This window comes from Herbaspirillum sp. meg3 (genome assembly GCF_002257565.1).
Lineage (GTDB): Bacteria > Pseudomonadota > Gammaproteobacteria > Burkholderiales > Burkholderiaceae_D > Herbaspirillum.
In genome coordinates this window covers 3,624,449-3,643,803 of sequence record NZ_CP022736.1, presented here as the reverse complement: position 1 = coordinate 3,643,803, position 19,355 = coordinate 3,624,449, and the positions used below count along the sequence as shown (strand labels likewise).

Annotated in this window: 17 protein-coding genes; 8 read left to right on the top strand and 9 right to left on the bottom strand. The window is 56.8% G+C overall.

Annotated features, from left to right (window positions below; genetic code table 11):
* The first annotated feature begins 42 nt into the window (after positions 1–42).
* Complete coding sequence (locus hmeg3_RS16390; RefSeq protein ID WP_094564668.1) at positions 43–474, top strand: hypothetical protein; 432 nt, start codon at positions 43–45, stop codon at positions 472–474.
* 115 nt (positions 475–589) lie between these two features.
* Here the strand turns inward: hmeg3_RS16390 and hmeg3_RS16385 are convergent, their stop codons facing one another.
* Positions 590–1,555 (bottom strand): amino acid ABC transporter substrate-binding protein, encoded by a 966-nt coding sequence (locus tag hmeg3_RS16385; RefSeq protein ID WP_094564667.1) that lies wholly within the window; start codon positions 1,553–1,555, stop codon positions 590–592.
* Positions 1,556–1,588: 33 nt separating this feature from the next.
* Positions 1,589–2,011, bottom strand: a complete 423-nt coding sequence (locus hmeg3_RS16380) for a VOC family protein (RefSeq protein WP_094564666.1) — start codon at positions 2,009–2,011, stop codon at positions 1,589–1,591.
* Positions 2,012–2,182: 171 nt separating this feature from the next.
* On the opposite strand from hmeg3_RS16380, the gene hmeg3_RS16375 reads away from it, so the two are divergent.
* Entirely contained in the window at positions 2,183–3,106 is a 924-nt protein-coding gene (locus tag hmeg3_RS16375) for a LysR family transcriptional regulator (protein ID WP_094564665.1), read from the top strand.
* Here hmeg3_RS16375 and hmeg3_RS16370 read toward each other — a convergent pair.
* The 3 genes from hmeg3_RS16370 to hmeg3_RS16360 all read right to left on the bottom strand — a co-directional run bounded on the left by hmeg3_RS16370 (position 3,090) and on the right by hmeg3_RS16360 (position 7,482).
* Positions 3,090–4,373, bottom strand: a complete 1,284-nt coding sequence (locus tag hmeg3_RS16370; RefSeq protein WP_094564664.1) for an MFS transporter — start codon at positions 4,371–4,373, stop codon at positions 3,090–3,092. The two genes, hmeg3_RS16375 and hmeg3_RS16370, sit on opposite strands and share 17 nt — an antisense overlap.
* 140 nt (positions 4,374–4,513) lie before the next feature.
* Positions 4,514–6,094 (bottom strand): FAD-dependent monooxygenase, encoded by a 1,581-nt coding sequence (locus hmeg3_RS16365; protein ID WP_094564663.1) that lies wholly within the window; start codon positions 6,092–6,094, stop codon positions 4,514–4,516.
* Positions 6,095–6,744: 650 nt separating this feature from the next.
* Positions 6,745–7,482, bottom strand: a complete 738-nt coding sequence (locus tag hmeg3_RS16360) for a GntR family transcriptional regulator (protein ID WP_094564662.1) — start codon at positions 7,480–7,482, stop codon at positions 6,745–6,747.
* 133 nt (positions 7,483–7,615) lie between these two features.
* On the opposite strand from hmeg3_RS16360, the gene hmeg3_RS16355 reads away from it, so the two are divergent.
* From hmeg3_RS16355 to hmeg3_RS16340, 4 genes are all read left to right on the top strand, one after another.
* A complete protein-coding gene (locus hmeg3_RS16355; RefSeq protein WP_094564661.1) occupies positions 7,616–8,992 on the top strand; it encodes an adenylosuccinate lyase family protein in 1,377 nt (458 codons plus the stop codon).
* A 19-nt stretch (positions 8,993–9,011) separates the two neighbouring features.
* Entirely contained in the window at positions 9,012–10,343 is a 1,332-nt protein-coding gene (locus hmeg3_RS16350) for a cation:dicarboxylate symporter family transporter (protein WP_094564660.1), read from the top strand.
* Positions 10,344–10,455: 112 nt separating this feature from the next.
* Positions 10,456–12,096 (top strand): methyl-accepting chemotaxis protein, encoded by a 1,641-nt coding sequence (locus hmeg3_RS16345; RefSeq protein ID WP_094564659.1) that lies wholly within the window; start codon positions 10,456–10,458, stop codon positions 12,094–12,096.
* Positions 12,097–12,149: 53 nt separating this feature from the next.
* A complete protein-coding gene (locus tag hmeg3_RS16340) occupies positions 12,150–13,553 on the top strand; it encodes a lyase family protein (RefSeq protein ID WP_094564658.1) in 1,404 nt (467 codons plus the stop codon).
* Positions 13,554–13,773: 220 nt separating this feature from the next.
* Here the strand turns inward: hmeg3_RS16340 and hmeg3_RS16335 are convergent, their stop codons facing one another.
* From hmeg3_RS16335 to hmeg3_RS16325, 3 genes are all read right to left on the bottom strand, one after another.
* Positions 13,774–15,135 (bottom strand): amidase, encoded by a 1,362-nt coding sequence (locus hmeg3_RS16335; RefSeq protein WP_094566406.1) that lies wholly within the window; start codon positions 15,133–15,135, stop codon positions 13,774–13,776.
* 41 nt (positions 15,136–15,176) lie between these two features.
* Positions 15,177–15,851 carry a DUF2848 domain-containing protein gene (locus tag hmeg3_RS16330; RefSeq protein WP_094564657.1) on the bottom strand — a complete coding sequence of 225 codons (675 nt, stop codon included), beginning with the start codon at positions 15,849–15,851 and terminating at the stop codon, positions 15,177–15,179.
* A 108-nt stretch (positions 15,852–15,959) separates the two neighbouring features.
* Positions 15,960–17,276: an MFS transporter gene (locus hmeg3_RS16325; protein ID WP_094564656.1), complete on the bottom strand. Its 1,317-nt coding sequence runs from the start codon at positions 17,274–17,276 to the stop codon at positions 15,960–15,962.
* An 86-nt stretch (positions 17,277–17,362) separates the two neighbouring features.
* Between hmeg3_RS16325 and hmeg3_RS24780 the strand changes: the two genes are divergently transcribed.
* Positions 17,363–17,536 (top strand): hypothetical protein, encoded by a 174-nt coding sequence (locus tag hmeg3_RS24780; protein ID WP_157739293.1) that lies wholly within the window; start codon positions 17,363–17,365, stop codon positions 17,534–17,536.
* 95 nt (positions 17,537–17,631) lie between these two features.
* Here the strand turns inward: hmeg3_RS24780 and hmeg3_RS16320 are convergent, their stop codons facing one another.
* The gene (locus hmeg3_RS16320) at positions 17,632–18,561 is read right to left on the bottom strand and encodes a LysR family transcriptional regulator (protein WP_050475884.1); all 930 of its coding nucleotides are present in this window, start codon (positions 18,559–18,561) and stop codon (positions 17,632–17,634) included.
* A gap of 253 nt (positions 18,562–18,814) precedes the next feature.
* On the opposite strand from hmeg3_RS16320, the gene hmeg3_RS16315 reads away from it, so the two are divergent.
* Entirely contained in the window at positions 18,815–19,183 is a 369-nt protein-coding gene (locus tag hmeg3_RS16315; RefSeq protein ID WP_094564655.1) for a glyoxalase, read from the top strand.
* The last annotated feature ends 172 nt before the right edge of the window (positions 19,184–19,355 follow it).

Genomic DNA, 19,355 nt, shown 5'->3' with positions numbered 1-19,355 from the left:
GCTACGATGCCGTAATTATTCTTATTATTTTCAGGTGGGACCATGGCGCAGTACGGATTGGACTATCGTGGCAAACACATCACCGTGCTCGACAGCATTCATTCGGACAAGGGCGGTATCGCCTGCGCAGTGCATATCGGTGAAGACATTTATCCCCATATCAAAGGCGCACCGTTTGCCAACGTCGGTGCTGCACAAGCTGCGGGCGCTGCATTTGCACGCGCACTGATCGACGCGATGCTCGATGGCGATGCGGTGGAACATCAGGGTTATTTCATTCGCGCCAGCAGCCATGAGCAGCGCGACGGCTCCTGGGTTGGTGGTTACCAGTTGCATCGCAACGATAATCCGGTGCCTTTCCGCAGAGCTACTTGTGCCGAATTTCGCGGCAACAGCTCGTCGGAAGCGGAAGAGCATGCCATTACCGTGGCGCGAGAGGTTGTTGATGCCGACGTTGCGGCCGGAAAATTGTAGTCTCGCGGCTGGTCTTTCTCTTCTTTTTTAATAAGCAAAAGCGCCCTGATGGGGCGCTTTTGCTTGTGCGTCTACCTTTGTCTGCGAAGTGCTTTCGCTCTCCTGCAGCAATGTTTTACTTCTTCCTGACCAGCGACAATTGTTCCTTCGGCAGCGGTGCATAGTCCGCCGGATTGGGCGAGTTGCTGATTTTGGCGATTGCGGCCTGGGTTTCCGGGCTCATGGGCCAGTTCAGGTTTTGTCCGTGTGGCAGCGACGGTGACTGAAACCACTTTGCATAGATCTTGTTGATGTCGCCGGATTTGAAGATATTGGCGATGCTGCCGTCGACCACCTGTTTGAAGGCGGGATCATTCTTGCGATAAATCAGGCCGAAAGGCTCGACCGACAGTGCATCCTTGCCGACCACCAGTTCGTTTTTGATCTTGCTGCTGCCGGCCAGCGAGGCCAGTACGATATCGTCGTTCATGAAGGCGGCGGCCCGGCCGGTTTCCACGGCTAGCATTCCTTCGGCAGTATCGCGTGAGGCGATGATGTCGATGCCCAGCTTTTGCTCATCGTTGAGCATGGTGACCATTTTGATGTGCGTGGTACCGCTGTTGATGACCAGCTTTTTGCCACGCAGGTCGGCCAGCGATTGGATGTTGCTGGCGCGCTTGCTCAACAGGCGTGAACCACTGACGTAATAGGTTGGCGAAAACTCCACGATGTTCTGGCGCTCGGCCGTGTTGGTGGTGTTGCCGCATTCAATGTCGACCGTGCCGTTCTGAATCAGCGGGATGCGGCTGGACGAGGTTACCGGCACCATCGAGATGGTCAGTTGCGACATGCCAAGTTTGCGCTGGATGGTCTTGGCGATGGAGAGGCACAGGTCGACCGCATAGCCTTCGTAGTCCTGCTTGTCGTTCAGGTAGGAAAACGGTTTGGTCGAATCGCGTACGCCGAGCACGATCACGCCTTTTTCCTTGATTTTCTTCAGTGTGCCGTTCAGTTCATCGCTTTGTGCCGCATGGCTGTAATGCACGGTTTGCAGGCCGGCAAGAGCGCCGACATGGACCAATGCCAGTAAGAGTTTCTTCATTTCTTCCCCCTGATGTGATGTGTGGCGAGCGGATTACTTCGCGAAGATGTAATCCATGTTGGCGAAGGATTTGAATTCCAGTGCGTTGCCGGAAGGATCGAGAAAGAACATGGTGGCTTGCTCGCCGACTTCACCCTTGAAGCGGATGTAGGGTTCGATGATGAACTTGATGCCGGCAGACTTCAGCCGCGAGGCGAGGGCTTCCCACTCAGGCAAGGACAGGATCGCGCCGAAGTGGCGGGAGGGAACGTCATGGTCGTCTACCGAATTGCTGACGCTGAAACCGGTTTCTTCCGGCGCCAGATGCGCCACCAATTGATGGCCGTAAAAATTGAAATCCACCCATTTCTCGGAGCTGCGGCCTTCCGGGCAGCCGAGCAGGTCGCCGTAGAAAGCACGTGCTTCAGCGATATCCTTGACGGGGAATGCGAGGTGAAATAGCGATGTCGATGTCATCTTGGTTTCCTTCCTGAATAAATGTCGATGAATGAAATGCAAACAGGCCGCTGGAACGGGCATATGTCCGCAAGACCCTGCGATTGCCAAGGATTTAACGCAGTCTATATACACAAATTTGTGATGTAAAATTATCAATTTTGATCTTGTTAATTCAAATTTTTCATAAGCATGATTCGCTATCTGAAGACCTTTATCGCTGCAGCACAGCTTGGATCGTTCTCCACTGCCGGGGCGCGGCTGGGCTTGACGCAGTCTGCGGTCAGCATGCAAATCAGGCGGCTGGAAGAAGAATTGAACTGCGAGCTCTTCACCCGGGTGGGGAAGTCCGTCACCGTCAGCGACCACGGCAAACAATTGCTGCGAACGTCGGAAGAGATCATCCGGCTGTTTGAATCCATGAAGGGACAGACCGAGGTCGCCGCTACCCGAGGCAAGATCGACATCGGTGCGATCTCTACCGTTCAGTTGGGTTTGTTGCCGGCAGCGCTGGCGGATTTTCGCAAGAAACTGCCGCTGGTTGAAGTCAATGTCGTGCCGGGCACGTCGGTGCAATTAATGTCGCAAATCGACAGCAATGACTTATCGCTGGCGATCATGATCCGCCCCAATCTGAAGATGACCAAGGGGTTGACGTGGAGCACCATGCTGCGCGAAACCTATGTCGCCATTGCACCGTTGTCGGCGCAGGAGACCTCAATCAAGGCTTTGCTGGCGGCGCATCCTTTTTTACGCTACAGCCGCCGCTCGTATGGCGGGCAATTGGTGGATCGCTATCTCAAGCGTACGCGTCTGCAGGTGAACGACACCATGGAGCTGGACGAACCCATGGTCATCATCGAAATGGTCAGGAAAGGGCTGGGCGTGGCAATCATTCCCTACGATCTCGCTGCCGGAGCATCGATCAGGAAACTGCGCGTTTTGCCGCTGGGAGGAACCGGATTTTTTCGGGAAATCGGCGTGCTGCAGCGTATCGCGCCGGCGCCCAGCATCGCTGTGGCAACGTTGCTGGAGTGTATCGAAGCAGCGGCGCTGGCCAAGGAAGAGAGCAGCGCCGCTCAGCTGAAGTCGGATATGGCTAAGGGGCAGCGTTAGCTTTGGCTGGGGTGTCGGCAGCGTTGGCTGCCAGCGCCGCCCGTTGCTGGAGGCTGCGGTTCAGACGCCATACCAGTGTCAATGCCACCAGCGACGTACCGACGACGACATAGCCGATCACGTCGAAGTTTTGCAGTTGGCCATCCGTCCCGATGGCGACGATGTGCCCCGCAACCACGGATGCCAGTCCACCCGACAGTTGCTGGATGGACGCGCTGATCGCGTTGAAAGACCCACGCTGATTAGCTGCCGGCACCGACGACACCAGCGCCTGGAACGGAATCATGCGCGAGAAAATCCCCACAAACAGCACGACATTCACAAAAATCACCACCGGCAGCGATACGCGGCCCAGATGGGTGTAGACCAGCACCATCACGATCGACAAGCCGGTACCGAACATGAACACGCGGAATTTGCCGATCTTGTCCGCTGCCTTGCCGATCATCGGCCCGATGAAGATCGTGAACAAACCGGTGATCAGATAGACCGATGGCAGATGGTGCAGATCGATGCCCAGGTTAGCCACCAGATACGCGCTGCTGAACGGCATCAGCATGAAACCACCGGTCATCAGCAGGGCCGTCGTGGCAAACGCCATCAGATAGCGCGACTCGGTCACGGTATGGAACAGATGCATCCACGCACTGTGTTCGCTCGGCATCTTCAGGTGATCGGTGACAGGTTGCATTTTCCACATCACGACCAGCCCACCGATGGCGCCCATAGCAGCCATCGCAATGAAAGGGATGTGCCAGTTCCAGCGATTCGACAGGTACAACCCGATCGGAATCCCCAGCACCTGGCTGGCGGCGAAAGCGGTCTGGATCATGCCCATCACGCGGCCACGCATGCTCAGCGGGAACAGGTCGGTTGAGATGGCCAGCACGATGGAACCGATCACGCCGCCAAACAGGCCGGTGACGATGCGCGCCGCCAACAGGCTTTCAAAGCTTTGCGCCAGGCCGCACCACAGTGTGCCCAGAATGAAGCCGGTGTAAAAGAACAGCAACAGGCGCTTGCGGTCAAAACGGTCTGCAAAGCCGGCCGTCAGCAGGCCCGAGATGCCGGCGCTGAACGCATAGGCTGACACTACCAAGCCAAACTGGCTTGGTGCAATCTGCATGGCAGGCATGATCACGGCGCCCAGCGGCGACATGAGCATGAAGTCGAGAATCACGGCAAATTGCAGGAAAGCCAGCATGCCGACGACAAATTTCTGGTAACGAGAGAATTGATTGGGTGGGGCTGCGGTTGCGGTAGTCATGTTTTCTTTCTTGGGAGGACAAGCGCGGGGCTGAGGGCTTAGATAGCTGAAGACGTATCAGAGCGCGCAATATTGTATCTGGCTTGAAAACCAGTGCTAAATTTTCCTGAAGAGCAGGCGTGTTCTTCGCATCGCTGTCTTCAAGTGTGCTTTTGTGCTTCACAAAACCATCGTGAAGCGGCCTGAGCAAGTGCTTTCGAGGCGGCTGCTGTATCGTTGGCGTTACTGCCGGCGTTGGGCCACACCCACGCGACAATGCCATCAGGACGCACCAGCACGCTAGACACGCCGAGCTTATCTTTCGCATCGCCGGCGACATAGGTGACGCTGCCATTCCATCGGCACGCTGCCTCTTGCAGAGGTTTGCCGGCGCCAAAGTCCAGCAATAGACCTTTCCCGGTGCGGAGAAGATCACCAGGTCTGGCGCCGTCGGCCAGCTCGAATTCAGGCACACTGCGGCCGACCAGCGGGTGACTGTCGCCAAGATCGTAGCGCAGCGACAGTCCCCACACGCGCTCGGCAAAATAGGTCGCGCCATCACGTGTTCCGATAAGATCCCGGATGATCGCTTCCAGCGCGCGCGAACTTCGGCTTGGCCGCATCAGTCCGACCTGAGCGCGCGACCAGTCAAGTATCTGCGCGCCCACCGGATGCCGTTCCGAGTGATAGCTGTCGAGCAAACCATCCGGCGCATTGCCGTGGATGGTGGCCGCCAGCTTCCAGCCGAGATTCATGGCGTCACCCAACCCGAGGTTGAGCCCCTGGCCACCCAATGGTGAATGGATATGCGCCGCGTCGCCGGCGAGCAGCACTCGCCCCTTGCGATAGGCCGTCGCCTGAAAGGCGCGATCGGTCCAGGTGCTCGCAAGCTTGAGCGCCGTGACGGTGACGTCGGTGCCGGAAACTCGTCGCAACACCGACTGCACGTGCTCCCGCGTCATCGGCTGAGTCCGATGGCAAGCACCGCCGTCAAAATCGACCATGGCGACAGTGCCCGGCGATTGGTAGGTGTACATGCCCGTGGCTGTGTAATGGCGGCCCGGAGAAAGTTTGTCCGGATCGGCCATCTCGATTTCTGCCGAATAGCCGGTGAACTCAGGCTCCGTGCCGGCAAACTCCATGTGGGCAAGCTTGCGCACGGTACTGCGGCCGCCATCGCATCCGATCAGCCAACGCGCACGAAAAGCCTGGCCGCCAGCGCGAACGCTCACATCTTCCTCCGATTGCTCGAAAGCTTCTACTGCAAAGCCGCGCCTGATCTCTACGCCCATGGCGCCGGCCCGGGCTGCCAATACGGATTCGATATGCGCCATATTGCTGACCAGTATCGCGTCGGTCTGACCCGGCAGACGATAGGCCCACTTTGAGGCGTCGATGTTGTCGCGATAGAACTGGATACCGGCAAAATGGCCGCCTGAAAGACGCGGCTGTTGCATCCAGTGCGCAGCGCCCGCGTTGCCACGGCGTGATGGATCCGAAGCATGCGTTGCATCTTGCTGCGCTTTGATGTCGTCCAACAAGCCGCGCCGATAAAATGATTCGACGGTAGGGATGGACAGGCCGCGTATCCCGAAAGGGAGCTGTTTCAACGGAGAATGTGGATCTTCGGCTTGCTCCAGCACCAACACGGAGAGACCGGCAAGGCGTAACTCGCAAGCCAGAAATAAACCAACAGGACCGCCGCCGGCAATGGCGGCATCGTAGATAAAAGCATCGTGCATGAAAACTCCTTAGTGGTCGTTCGACCAGGACGGTTCGTTGTCTTTGAGAACCGCACGGACGAACAAAGAACGCCAGGATGGCGTTGATATTCGTCGTGGGACTCATGCACGGGCATGGACAGAGCTTCAGCTTTCAGAAGGACCTGGGCTGGACCACACCAAGTCTGCCTTTTTCGACTTGGGTAATATAGCCGTTGGCCGATCGGCATGCAAGAGCGGAATAAAGAAAGAGCGCTCTCGGCTGACAAGCTGAACGGCAGAGTTGAGCTGCTGCAGCGGTAACGCACAGCCCTTGAATGATCGATCGTTCGTTAGCCTTGCGACGGCAGTCGGTGGCATTCAGAACTGTATCCCCGTATTGATAGCGGATGTGTTCCTATTGCGCACGGCGAGGCGGCGTTAGACTCGCACCATCAAGATGGTATTAAGTTCGGTCCGCATCGCGCTCTTGGTTGCTGACGCGGATGGAAGCGCATCCAAAAAAGGAACATTGCGGCCGAGAGATGAAGATCCTTCCATGCATGTGTTCCTGGATGCGTGTGGCAAAGCTGATGTTAAGTCCATGAACCAGGGATCCGCAAGAGACGGCGGGCACAGCCACTCAATGAGGGCGGTGCGGTATTCCTCATGAAGAGTGACCTATGCCGACCTTATGATCGCTTTAGAAGCATCGAGACGGAGAAGCGTTCAGCCGGATGGATTGAAACCGAAACTTCAAACACGTCGCCAGCTGCATCTGAATACCATCGGATGATTTTCAGTGCTGTTGTGCCGACCTCTACCTGCAATGCATGCGCCATCGATTCATCAATCGTTACCGCGCGGATTTCCTGTTCGACCTGCTCGATGCGTCTTCCGTAACGTTTTTCTATCAGTGTGCTGATCAGCAAGCCTGGCGAATGTCGAACAAGTTCAGCGATTTCGGCATGCGCCGGTGGAATATAAACATCGGTCCACCCGACAGGCAATCGATCATTGGCGCTATCCATGCGCAGACTGGAAATGCGTATCCATGTGCTCCCGGCTTTGCACCGGAGATCTTCCGCAAGATCTTTCTTTATCTTCTGGCTCACAACATCCTGAAGCTTGCGGACATGGGTATTACCGAACTGGATCAGATCATCAAGCGATGCCAGCGACGGCCTGAATTCGTTTGTTGCCTGGATTGCTTCCACGCGCGTTCCCACATTTTTTTTGCGTGAAACCAGCCCCAGTTGTTGCAACTCATGCAATGCGGCGCGCACTGTATGGCGGCTGGTGGAGTAGTGATCGCACAGCTCCATTTCTGTAGGAAGGAGGCTGCCGACAGGGAAGCGGCCGGAAGCAATGCTCTCTGTCAGATGCCGTGCGATATCAACGAAATTGGATTTTGTTGGCAAATGATTCATACATCAATTATGACGCGGAAGTTCAAATACGTGTTGCATCATATGTTCGGACATATTATATTTAATATGTCCGAACATAATAAATATTCATGGGCGAGACAATTTCATTTCGCTGTTCATTCATAGGCCTTTTATGTCGATCTCTGCTCTTCCGACAGCTAGTACGGTTGTCGATTCCATTTTGTTTCGTGATGCTTTTGGGACGGCGGCAATGCGCGCGCTGTTCTCTGATCATGCATTGATTCAACGTTATATCGACGTCGAGGTCGCCCTGGCGAAAGCTGAAGCCCGTGTGGGGGTGATTCCGGCAGAGGCCGCCGCCGTCATTGCGGAAAAATCGACAATTGATCTCATCGACTTTGAGCACATGCGTCACGAGACCGACATCGTCGGCTATCCGATTCTGCCTCTGGTGCATCAATTGGTGGGAATGTGCGGCGATGCGGGCCGCTATGTCCATTGGGGCGCAACGACACAAGACATCATGGATACCGCCGTCTCGCTCCAGGTGCGTGATGCCCTGGACGTGGTTGCCGGCGACATCCGCGAACTGCGCAAGATCCTGGCGGATCTGGCACTTAAACACCGTGATACGGCAATGGCAGGACGCACTCATCTGCAGCAAGCCTTGCCCGTGACATTCGGCTACAAGGCAGCGATCTGGCTGGCCATGTTCGATCGCCATCAGCAACGTCTGGCTGAGCTGCGTCCGCGTGTGGCCGTCGTTGAATTTGCGGGCGCCGCAGGAACATTGGCATCGCTGGGCGACAAAGGATTTGAAGTGCAGCGCGCATTGGCAGAAGAACTTGGTCTGGGCGTTCCGGCGACGACGTGGCACGTCGCGCGGGACGGCTTTGCCGAAGCCATCAACTTACTGGCGCTGGTTACCGGCTCGCTCGGCAAGATCGCGCTCGACATCATGATCATGGCGTCGACAGAATTCGGTGAAGTCTACGAGCCGTTCGTAAAAGGGCGAGGCGCCAGCAGCACCATGCCGCAAAAACGCAATCCGATATCCAGCGAGTTAATGCTGGCTGCCTCCAAGGCGGTGCGCCAGCATGCGGGGCTGATGGTGGATGCGATGGTGCAGGACTTCGAGCGCGCCACCGGACCATGGCACGCGGAGTGGATCGCTATTCCAGAAAGCTTCATTCTCACCGCCGGTGCATTGCATCAGGCGAAATTCGCCTTGGGTGGGTTGATTGTTGACACCGACCGCATGAAGGTCAATCTGGGTATCAGCAAAGGACTTATTGTCGCCGAGGCAGTGATGATGGGCATGGCTCCTTTGATCGGCCGTCAGCAAGCGCACGACATTGTGTACGACGCTTGCCGCAGCGCCAACGAAAACAAGGGTTCGCTGGCGGATGCCTTGGCCGCGATGCCCGAAGTGACGAAGCATTTCGACAGGGCTACGATCGATCGCCTGACCGATCCGGAGAACTATCTTGGTCTTGCTCCGCAAATGGTGGATCAGGCCATTCAATTGTCCGGCGAAATCAAAGCCTGATCGTCGCCGAGGAGACATGATGACTATAACTTTCAAAAAAACACCCTGGTACCGCAAACTCGGCATGCAAGTCTTGTTATCGCTTGTACTTGGCATTGCGGTCGGCTTTCTATTTCCCAAATTTTCCCTGCAACTGAAACTGCTGGGAGATATGTTCCTGTCGCTCATCAAGGCCGGTGTAGCGCCGCTGGTCTTTCTGACTATCGTGCACGGTATTGCTTCGGCCGGGGATATCAAGAGCGCAGGTCGCGTGGGATGGCGTTCCATCGTCTACTTCGAGGTGGTGTCGACTATCGCATTGGTGGTGGGGCTGCTAGCGGGGAACTTGCTCGAGCTTGGCAGCAACATGAGTCACGTGACGGCGGGCGCCGCATCGCCGGCAGCTGCTAAAGCCGCGGAGACCCAAAGTTTTGCGTCATTCATCATGCACATCGTGCCGGATAATTTCATCGGTGCGTTCGCCAAGGGCGAGCTGTTGCAAGTCGTTGTACTGGCAGTGATGGTGGGTATCGGTATTCTGGCAATTCCCGAAGGGCGCCGCGAGAAGGTCAACACCGGCCTCGACTACATATCGGAAGTTCTGTTTTCCTTCATCAACCTGGTCATGAAACTGGCGCCTATCGGCACCTTCGGCGCCGTGGCGTATTCGGTCGGCAGCAATGGCACTGCAGTTCTCGTAGCACTTGCACAGTTGGTACTGGGTTTTTACGGCGTCATCATCTTGTTCCTGGCGGTAGTTCTGGGTTCTGTCGCGAAGCTTGCCGGATTCAGTCTGTGGCGCTTTCTGCGTTACATCAAGGAAGAAATCTTTATCGTGCTGGGTACCGCTTCTTCCGAGAGCGCATTGCCGCGCCTGCTGATCAAGCTTGAGCGCCTCGGATGTGCGAAACAGACGGTTGGTCTGGTGCTGCCTACCGGCTACGCATTCAATCTCGACGGCACCTCCATTTTCATGGCGATGGGTGTGATGTTCATCGCGCATGCCTATGGCGTGCCTCTACATCTGGATCAGCAGCTCGGCATTCTGGTGTTGATGCTGTTGACTTCAAAAGGAGCGGCCACGGTATCGGGAGGTTCTTTCGTCGTGTTTGCGGCAACGGTGACATCGACAGGAATTTTGCCGATAGAAGGCTTGGCAGTCATCTTCGGCGTATATCGATTTTTGTCGATGGCGATCGCAACCTGCAACACGATCGGTAACAGTGTGGCAACCGTTGTGGTTGCAAAGTGGTCCGGGACGTTCGACGCAGCCACTGCGGAAAAGCATCTGTATCCAGAGCGCTATCCTCAAATGATGGCTGAGGATGAAAGCCTGAACAGTACTAACAGACCACAAGACGTTCGAATCTAATCCAGGTTTTTCAGTCAAGCCGACTATCTTTCACGGATAGTCGGCTTTTTGCCTATTAATTTTTCAGGGATGGCGTCTCCCGTTTATCGTGAGCGCCGTAGTGGGGTAAAACATGTTTTCAAAAATTTCCATCAGGGCGCGATTGATCGGGGCTATTTTTGTTTTGGTCTCTCTCATGCTTGCTGTTGGCGTCATTGGGCAAATATCCAATCGTGCCGGCGAAGCAGCCTTGCATGAAACCTATTCTGTGCAGCTGGCTTCAGCGCTGGCGATCGGGGAGTCCAAATACAATCTGGCGGTTGCACGTATCGCCATTGACCGGGCATTGCTGCATCCGGAATCGGGGGATATCAAGGCACTGGTCGATAAGACCAGGGATTATCTGAAAGTATCCGACAACGCCTGGCGCCGCTATCTGGATTTGCCAAAGACTGCTGAGGAAGATGCGATTGCGAAAGATGTTTCCGCCAAACGCAATACCTTTATTCAGCAGGCGCTGGAGCCCTCGCTGGCAGCCCTGCTGCGCAACGACGCTACGTCGGCCGACAAAATAACCATGCAAGTTGCTCCACCTATGGCACTGGCATTTACCAAGAGTGGAAATCAGCTGGATCAATATCTTTTAAAGCACGGTCAAGAGAACTACGAAGGATTCAGCAGCGAATTTCATCAGATGGGCTTCATCTCTGTCGGCATGATTATTCTCGGCGTCGCTGTAGGCATCCTGTGCGGCTGGGGACTGCAGCGCGCCATTGCACGTCCGCTGAATCAAGCGCTGACCCACTTCTCGGCAATTGCCGATGGCGATCTGAGCCGCGACATTCTTATCCAGTCTCAAGACGAGATGGGCAAACTGATGAACGGTTTAAAAACCATGCGTGACGGATTGCGTGCCACTGTCACCGCCGTACGCCAATCCGCCGATTCGATGGCGACGGCGACGAGTCAGATTGCCTCCGGCAATGCCGATTTGTCACAGCGAACGGAAGAACAGGCTGCGTCGCTGGAGCAGACTGCCGCAAGCATCGAGGAATTGACTGGTACGGTAGGCCAGAATTCGGAAAGTGCTCGCCAGGCAAATGCAATTGCGAACGAGGCCGAATCGATTTCTATCCGCGGCGGAGAAGTGACCGATAAAGTCGTGCACACCATGCGCGATATAAAAAGCAGCTCGGATCAGATGTCGGCCATCATTAGCGTCATTGACGGCATTGCGTTCCAGACCAACATTCTTGCACTCAACGCCGCTGTGGAAGCTGCCCGTGCAGGGGAGCAGGGCAGAGGCTTTGCCGTGGTCGCCAGCGAAGTGCGGGCGTTGGCGCAGCGTTCTGCGGTAGCGGCAAAAGAAATCAAGCAGCTCATTGATGAATCCGTCAATAAAGTCGACAGCGGCACGGTATTGGTAGAGCAGGCCGGCGCCACCATGCAGGATATTACCGACGCCGTGAGAAAAGTGAGTTCCATCATTCGTGAAATTTCAGTTGCATCGGATGAGCAAAAAGACGGTATCGATCAGATCAACAAAGCCGTTGCTCAAATGGATGGCGTAACGCAGCAAAATGCCGCGCTCGTCGAAGAAGCGGCAGCGGCATCGATGTCTCTTCAAGAGCAGGCCAGGACATTGCAAGATGCGGTATCAAAGTTTCAATACGACAGCGCCGAGATCGCATCCTTCTCGGGGGCGCGTTCTGGCGCCAGTCAACTGGTGACGTATTCCGGGCGCATTTCGCCGGCACGTTCCAGGCTTAGCTGATTTCATTTCCCTGTCTGGGAATCACATTGGATTACCACTTTGCCGAGCTAAAGATGAGTACATCAAGAATAGAGAAGGATGCCTTCGGTCCCGTTGAAATTCCTGCCGATCGCTATTGGGGCGCACAGACTCAGCGGACCTTGGCGGTTTTTGGTACGGCAGAAGAGCATTTCCCCGCAGCACTGATTCACGCATTTGGCCTGCACAAGCTTGCAGCCGCGCGCGCCAACCTCGAATGTGGCGTGCTCGATACGCAGCGTGTAAGAGTCATCGAACAAGCCGCTATTGAAGTGAGCGAAGGGAAATGGGACGCGCATTTTCCTCTGAGCATCTGGCAAACCGGCTCAGGAACGCAGACGAACATGAATGCGAATGAAGTCATCGCCAATCGCGCTAATGTGCTGCTTGGAGAAGGGCTAGGTACGAAGCATCCGGTTCACCCGAACGATCACGTCAATGCATCGCAGTCGTCGAATGACAGTTTTCCGACCGTCATGCACATCAGCACCGCATTGCAGCTTACCAGTCAGCTTCGACCGGCGCTTGTCTCTTTGCATGCATCGCTGGAAGAGCGTGCGCTGGCGTTCAACGATGTCGTCAAGATCGCCCGCACGCATCTCATGGATGCCGTGCCGACGACAATGGGGCGTGCCTTTTCTGCTTACGCCTATCAGTTGCAGGCAGCCGTGCAGCGCATCGACGACGTATTGCCGAGGATTATGCTGCTTGCGCAAGGCGGCACCGCTGCCGGCACTGGATTGAATGCGCCGGAGCATTTTGCCGAACGCTTCTGTTCGGAACTTGCCGTCAGTACCGGATTGCCGTTCCAGACGCATCCCAACAAACTGGAAGGCATGGCAGCGCACGATACGATGGTCGAGGTATCCGGTGTACTCAATACGATTGCCACTTCATTGGTGAAGATTGCCAACGACATCCGTTTGCTGGGCTCGGGGCCGCGCTGTGGTCTGGGCGAGCTGATTATTCCGGACGATGGACTGACTTCGTCGATCATGCCTGGAAAGCGCAATCCGACCATTGCAGAGGTACTGATTCAGGCATGTTTTCAGGTGATGGGAAACCATCAGACCGTTACCCTCTCAGGTGCGTCAGGCTTGTTTGAGCTGAACGTGGCGAAACCCGTCATTATCTACAACGTGCTGCAATCAATTCGCATCCTGAGCAATACCTGCAAGACATTCTCCGAGCGTGTGGTAGCCGGACTCCAGGTCGATGCGGAGCGTCTGGCCAAAAACGTCAACGATGCGCTGTTGTCCGTTACCGTGCTTAATCCCGTCCTTGGCTACGATGCCGTCGCGCAGATTACCGCCCTCGCACTGCGCGATCGGATCACGCCCCGCGCAGCAGCGCTGGCCTTGGGTTGCATTGATGCGGAGACGTACGACCGCCTGGTGAATCCAACAGAGATGGCCGGCGTGCGAAGTTCGACATCTTAGGCGCCATCTGCGCAGGAAGGCGTGAGGAAATTCGCTCATCGGCGATGGTGCTGCGATTATCTGATCCGTAAGGCTGAGGAAATCGGCGGCATTATCCTGACTGGGTATGCCATTGGGTGGAATTCATTCATCCGGAAAGTAAAAACGGCTTGCATCGCTGCAAGCCGTTTTCTATTGTGGTCAGCCGTTTGGCGCCACAACTTACCTTACTGTATTTCCATTACTGCTTCAACAACGTCTCCACCGCCAAAGCAATCGACAACAAATGGCGATCATTGCCACCGGCAGCAGCCAGCCCCAGGCCGACCGGTGCTGTTCCTGCAGCATGACAAGGCAAGGACACCGCACAACCATCGAGGAAATTGATCAGCGTCGGATTGCGCAGAATCAGACCATTGGCGGCGTAGTAGGCATCGTCGCTGACCTGCAGGTCGGCGATCTTCGGCGCGATGATCGGTACGGTCGGCATCAGCAGGGCATCGTAGCCTGCAAGCTGGTGTTCAACCTTTGCGATCCAGTTGCGGCGGCTGTGCAGGACGTCGAGCAGGTCGGCGGCGCTCATCTCCTTGCCGCGCATGATGCGCGAGACCACGCGCTGGTCGTAGTGATCCTTGCGTTCGGCGATCAGTTGGCGGTGCCAGGTCCAGGCTTCGGCAGCGGTGAAGCCGCCCTTGGCATTGATGGCCGCCAGTTCGTTGAAGGCCGGTACCTCTTGTTCGACGATCACGGCGCCTGCGGCCGTCAGTTTGGCAATGGCTACCTGCATGCTGGCGGCGACATGTTCATCCATGCCGTCGCGCACGATGTTGGTCGGGTAGAGCAGACGCAAGCCGCGTAGTGGATGCGCCACCGGCGCGACGAACTCTTCGCCTGACAGCACGGCATCCATCATGGCGCAGCAGAGGACGGTCGGCGCCATGGCGCCGATGGAGTCGAGATTCTCGGACAGCGGCAATACGCCTTGCATCGATACGCGGCGTGCGGTCGGCTTGAAGCCTGTGATGCCGCAGAACGCAGCCGGAATACGAATCGAGCCGCCGGTGTCCGAGCCGACGCCGGCTGAGGCCATGCCGTCGGTGACGGAAATCGCGGCGCCCGATGACGAGCCGCCGGGAATGCGTCCGCCATCAACGCCACCAACTTCGCGCTGCCATGGATTGCGCGGCGTGCCGTAATGCGGATTGATGCCGAGGCCGGAATAGGCGAATTCGGTCATGTTGGTGCGGCCGACGATCACGGCGCCCGCAGCGATCAGGCGTTTGACGACGACGGCGCTCTCGGTCGCTGCCGGATAGCCGCGCAAGGCGACCGAGCCGGCCAGCGTGGTTTCACCGGCGACGTCGAACAAATCCTTGATCGACACCGGCAGGCCTTCGATCGGCGAGCGCACGATGCCGGCGCTGCGCAGCGTGTCGGAAGCCGTCGCGGCAGCGCGTGCGGAGTCGGCATAGAGACGCGTGAAAACGCGCGCGCCTTCGCCATCGGCGGCAGCGGCGCGTTGCAGTGCGAGCTCAGTCAGTTCAAGCGAGGAGCTATTGTTGTTGCGCAGTTCTTCACTTTGTTGATGCAGGCTTGGAATCATGTCTTGATCAGGGAAGAATGAGTCGGAAGAGTGAATCGGAATCAAGCGACTTCGGCGAGGATTTCCGCTTCATACGAATGACGCAATGCGCGTTGACGACGCGGATCGAACAACTCCATCGTGAACGATGTCGCAGGGCGGATGCCGCCGATCGCGCCGACCGTGCCGCAGGTCATGCCGCAGCCCTCCGGCAGGATCTGCTTGCCGTCGGTGAAGCGTGCGATCAGATCTTGCGGCGTGCGCAGGCTGGCCAGCGTGCCTTCCTGATACAGCACTTCCTTGCCGTCTTCCTTGATCCACGAACGGATCACCAGCTCGTCCCAGTAGTCGGCGACATCGGCCAGCTTCCATGCGGCAGAGGCGACGGGTTTGACGCAGGCTTGTTTGGAGAAGGCCACGCTGTGTGCTTCGAGTTTGCGGTCGGTATGATCCGACGCGATGCTGACGTACAGTTCGCCGCCGGCGTTGAAGACGAAAGTTTCCACTTCACCCGACGATTCGCCGCCCAGCACTTGCACTGCCGACGATTGCGTCAGCTGATTGCTCGACACGCGGTAATACAGCGGGACGGCGCTCGGACGCTGGATGCCGAGGGCTGCCAGTTCTTCGATGTGATGCTCGATGGCGGCCATGTCGCGACCGGCCCAGCCGGCAATGATCAGCGTATGGATGTCGACGTTCAGCGATGTTGCTTCAGTTTGGAAAGAGAGTTTCATAAGGCCACTTCAGGTACGTGAAAAAGGGTGCGCCGCCGTGCAGAAACAAATAACAGAGGGATGGCGGCGCGGGGAAACAAGGTGCGTAGTGCTACTTGATTCAAAGGGTCAGACTTTTTTGATGAAGACGATCACCAGGAAGCTCGCGGCAAACTCCAACGCAGCGACGAAGTACAGGCCCGACGATAGCGAACCGGTGCTGGTCTTGAGTGCGCCGATCATGTACGGTGCGACGAAGCCGGCCAGGTTGCCGATCGAGTTGATCAGCGCGATGCCGCCAGCTGCTGCCGTGCTCGCCAGGAAGGCGGCAGGGATCGACCAGAACACCGGGAAGGCTGCCAGGATGCCGATTGCCGCTAGTGTCAGTGCGCACAGCGCCATGACTGCGTTGCCCAGCGTCAGGCCGGTCAGGATCAGGCCGACGCTGGCGATCAGAGTGGCGATGGCACTATGCATGCGGCGTTCGCCGGTCTTGTCGGAATGGATGCCGTTCCAGATCATAGCCAATGTGCCGGCGATGAAAGGGATGGCGGAAATCAGGCCGATCTGCAGGTTACCCTTGATGCCGATTTCCTTGATGATCGAAGGTGTCCAGAAGGCGATGGTGGCGTTGCCGCTGACCACGCAGAAATACACGGCGGCACACAGCCAGACGCGGTAGTTGCTACAGGCATCCTTGAAGGAGAGGTGCTTGCCGGCGGACTTGTTCTCTGCGATCAGTGCATGGGTGACGGCTTGCTGTTCGGCAGCCGACAGCCATTTCGCGTTGGCTGGTTTTTCCGGCAGGTACATCAGCACGAAGATACCGGCGATCAGCGACGGAATGCCTTCGAGGATGAACAGCCATTGCCAGTTGGCCAGATGGCCGACGCCTTCCATCTGACTCATGATGGTGCCTGCAATCGGACCGCCGACGGCGCCGGCAATCGCGAACGAGGTCATGAACAGGCCGTTGACGCGGGCACGGCGTTGCGCCGGGAACCAGTAGGTCAGATACAGCACTACGCCCGGGAAGAAGCCGGCTTCGAACACACCCAGCAAAAAGCGCAGGATGTAAAAGGATGTCGGCGAAGTCACATACGCCATCGCCATTGAGGCCAGGCCCCAGAGGATGGTGATGCGTGCCAGCGTCTTGCGGGCGCCGATTTTTTCCAACAGCAGATTGCTCGGGACTTCAAACAGAAAGTAGCCGATGAAGAAGATGCCGGCGCCGAGGCCGTAGATCGCTTCGGAGAATTGCAAGTCCTGCAGCATCTGCAGCTTGGCGAAGCCGACGTTGACGCGGTCGATCCATGCCAGCACGAACAGGAAAACCAGGAAGGGAATCAATCGCCAGGCGATCTTCTTATAAGTAACTTCCAGATCCACGGCGGCGTTGGCGGCCGAGCGCGGTAGAGAGTCGAGTGCTGAGGTTGAATTGGTCATGCTTGCCTTCTCCTGCTTTGAGATTGATTGAGCGGCCACAGCCATTCTCACAGCACGAGAACATTCCGGACATCAGGAATGCTGGATTGGAAATCGAAGCTGGAAAAATGCCTGGCGGAAATCTGTCGTTTGTTTTTGCGCCGGAGTTTGCATCCGGGGCCATGAACGATCTACTGATCTTGTGTAAATTCAGTATGCGCAGTAGGTCTGACGCTGTCCAACAAGAAATTGTTGGCGCAAATGATTGGAAAATCTTATGAGCAAAAATGGACAGTCTGCTGCGCGTTCATGGTGCTCGGTTGCAACCCTTTGCAAATACACGTAAGCCTTGCCGGCATTGACGATGCGAGGATCGCTATTGCGCCTGCGATGGCAAACGTGCAATCTCGTGTCCCCAATTGAGTGCGAAGTCGGCGGCAGTTTCCTGAGCAATACGGGCCACCGTTTCGGTCAGCGGGTTCTCGTTGTCGGAGCGGAAGCAGGCCAGCATGACCAGCGCCGGAAACTCCACATCGACGCGCAGCGTGTGCAGGATTTCTTCATTGAGTTCGCGCTGGATGATCGCAGGCGGCACCGCCGCCACGCCGAAGCCGTCAGTCACCAGCCGGATCATCGTGGCCACCGAAGCGATGCAATTGATATGCAGCGCGCCGCGTTCGCTGTCGGAGAATATGCGTTCGATCGCCGCATGCGGTCCCGAGTTGCGCGCAAAGCTGATGATGGGGAAGGTCGCCAGATCGGACAGGCTCAAGGTCTCGCTGCCGATATTGAGCTTGGGGCTGCCGACCCAGCGCATCGGGAATTCGCACAGGTTGAGATTGGTGATGTGCGTGCCGATGACCGGCTCGGCCTGCAGCACGATATCCAGCGCACCTTTGCTGAACTGTTCGCGCAGATGAATGGTGGTGTCGCTGGCTATTTCGATTTGCAGGCGCGGAAACATCTTGTGCACGCGCCCGATGAAATCCGGAAACCAGCTATGCACGATCGATTCGATCACGCCGATGCGAATCACGCCGGCGTAGACCTGCTTGTCCGACATATCGTCCTTCATCTCGCGCATCAGCTTGACCATGCGCTCGGCATACACCAGAGCCTTGCTGCCATCGGTGGTCAGCGTCACTTCGCGCGCGCCGCGGTCGAACAGGCGCACGCCGAAATCCTGCTCCAGCGTGGCGATGCGGCTGGACACCGCCGCCTGCGTCGTGTGCAAGCGCTCGGCGGTCAGGCGGAAATTTTTCAGCTTGGCCAGCCAGACGAAGGTTTCGAGAAAGCGGATGTTCATGATGGATATCGGTTGATGCGGTTTGGAACGATTGCGGCAGACATAGGTATATAGCCGAGAGGATACGGCATCGCGCGCCGGTTCGCCATTTCTCGACGTTGTCTGGTTTTGCCCGGTCAGCGTTCAGTCAGCGATTTTTGGCACCGCCAGCACCGTTGGCAGCGAAGGGATAGAATCCTCCGCACGTCGCGCTGCACATCTTCATATCTGCGGATACCTGCTCAGCGCAAGTCAAGCCAGCCAGAGGATACTCATGCCAGTCACCGCTATCGATCACATCCAACTCGCCATGCCCGTCGGGGGCGAAGACGCCGCCCGGCGTTTTTTCGGTACTATTCTCGGCATGTCCGAGTTGCCCAAACCTGCGGCCCTGCAGGCGCGCGGCGGTTTGTGGTTTCAGTGTGGCGTGCTGCAGCTGCATCTGGGTGTCGACAAAGAGTTTCAACCGGCGCTCAATGCTCATCCCGGGCTGATCGTCGACAAGCTGGCGCCGATGCTGGCTGAACTCAAGGCGGGCGGTTTCCCGGTGCAGGAAGACGCGCCGATTCCGGGCTTTATCCGTATCTATACGGCAGACCCTTTCGGCAATCTGATCGAATTACGGGAAATCGTGCCGCGTTGAGTGGCAATCCTGATTGTCAACGCTGTCCGTGCTGTTGCTGAGACAGCGCATTGCGGACCGTATTTCTTCTTTTCGTTTCAATCCGGCATCTTGCCGGCGGTTTGTCGTTCGTTTCTGCTTCGCTGCAGCAAAAACGCGGTGACCGGGCGTGCCTGCCTCCTCCAAAAATCAT

Bases quoted from the DNA above. Each gene is read 5' to 3' on its own strand.
- hmeg3_RS16390 (WP_094564668.1), top strand. From the start codon at position 43: ATGGCGCAGTACGGATTGGACTATCGTGGCAAACACATCACCGTGCTC.
- hmeg3_RS16385 (WP_094564667.1), bottom strand. From the start codon at position 1,555: ATGAAGAAACTCTTACTGGCATTGGTCCATGTCGGCGCTCTTGCCGGC.
- hmeg3_RS16380 (WP_094564666.1), bottom strand. From the start codon at position 2,011: ATGACATCGACATCGCTATTTCACCTCGCATTCCCCGTCAAGGATATC.
- hmeg3_RS16375 (WP_094564665.1), top strand. From the start codon at position 2,183: ATGATTCGCTATCTGAAGACCTTTATCGCTGCAGCACAGCTTGGATCG.
- hmeg3_RS16370 (WP_094564664.1), bottom strand. From the start codon at position 4,373: ATGACTACCGCAACCGCAGCCCCACCCAATCAATTCTCTCGTTACCAG.
- hmeg3_RS16365 (WP_094564663.1), bottom strand. From the start codon at position 6,094: ATGCACGATGCTTTTATCTACGATGCCGCCATTGCCGGCGGCGGTCCT.
- hmeg3_RS16360 (WP_094564662.1), bottom strand. From the start codon at position 7,482: ATGAATCATTTGCCAACAAAATCCAATTTCGTTGATATCGCACGGCAT.
- hmeg3_RS16355 (WP_094564661.1), top strand. From the start codon at position 7,616: ATGTCGATCTCTGCTCTTCCGACAGCTAGTACGGTTGTCGATTCCATT.
- hmeg3_RS16350 (WP_094564660.1), top strand. From the start codon at position 9,012: ATGACTATAACTTTCAAAAAAACACCCTGGTACCGCAAACTCGGCATG.
- hmeg3_RS16345 (WP_094564659.1), top strand. From the start codon at position 10,456: ATGTTTTCAAAAATTTCCATCAGGGCGCGATTGATCGGGGCTATTTTT.
- hmeg3_RS16340 (WP_094564658.1), top strand. From the start codon at position 12,150: ATGAGTACATCAAGAATAGAGAAGGATGCCTTCGGTCCCGTTGAAATT.
- hmeg3_RS16335 (WP_094566406.1), bottom strand. From the start codon at position 15,135: ATGATTCCAAGCCTGCATCAACAAAGTGAAGAACTGCGCAACAACAAT.
- hmeg3_RS16330 (WP_094564657.1), bottom strand. From the start codon at position 15,851: ATGAAACTCTCTTTCCAAACTGAAGCAACATCGCTGAACGTCGACATC.
- hmeg3_RS16325 (WP_094564656.1), bottom strand. From the start codon at position 17,276: ATGACCAATTCAACCTCAGCACTCGACTCTCTACCGCGCTCGGCCGCC.
- hmeg3_RS16320 (WP_050475884.1), bottom strand. From the start codon at position 18,561: ATGAACATCCGCTTTCTCGAAACCTTCGTCTGGCTGGCCAAGCTGAAA.
- hmeg3_RS16315 (WP_094564655.1), top strand. From the start codon at position 18,815: ATGCCAGTCACCGCTATCGATCACATCCAACTCGCCATGCCCGTCGGG.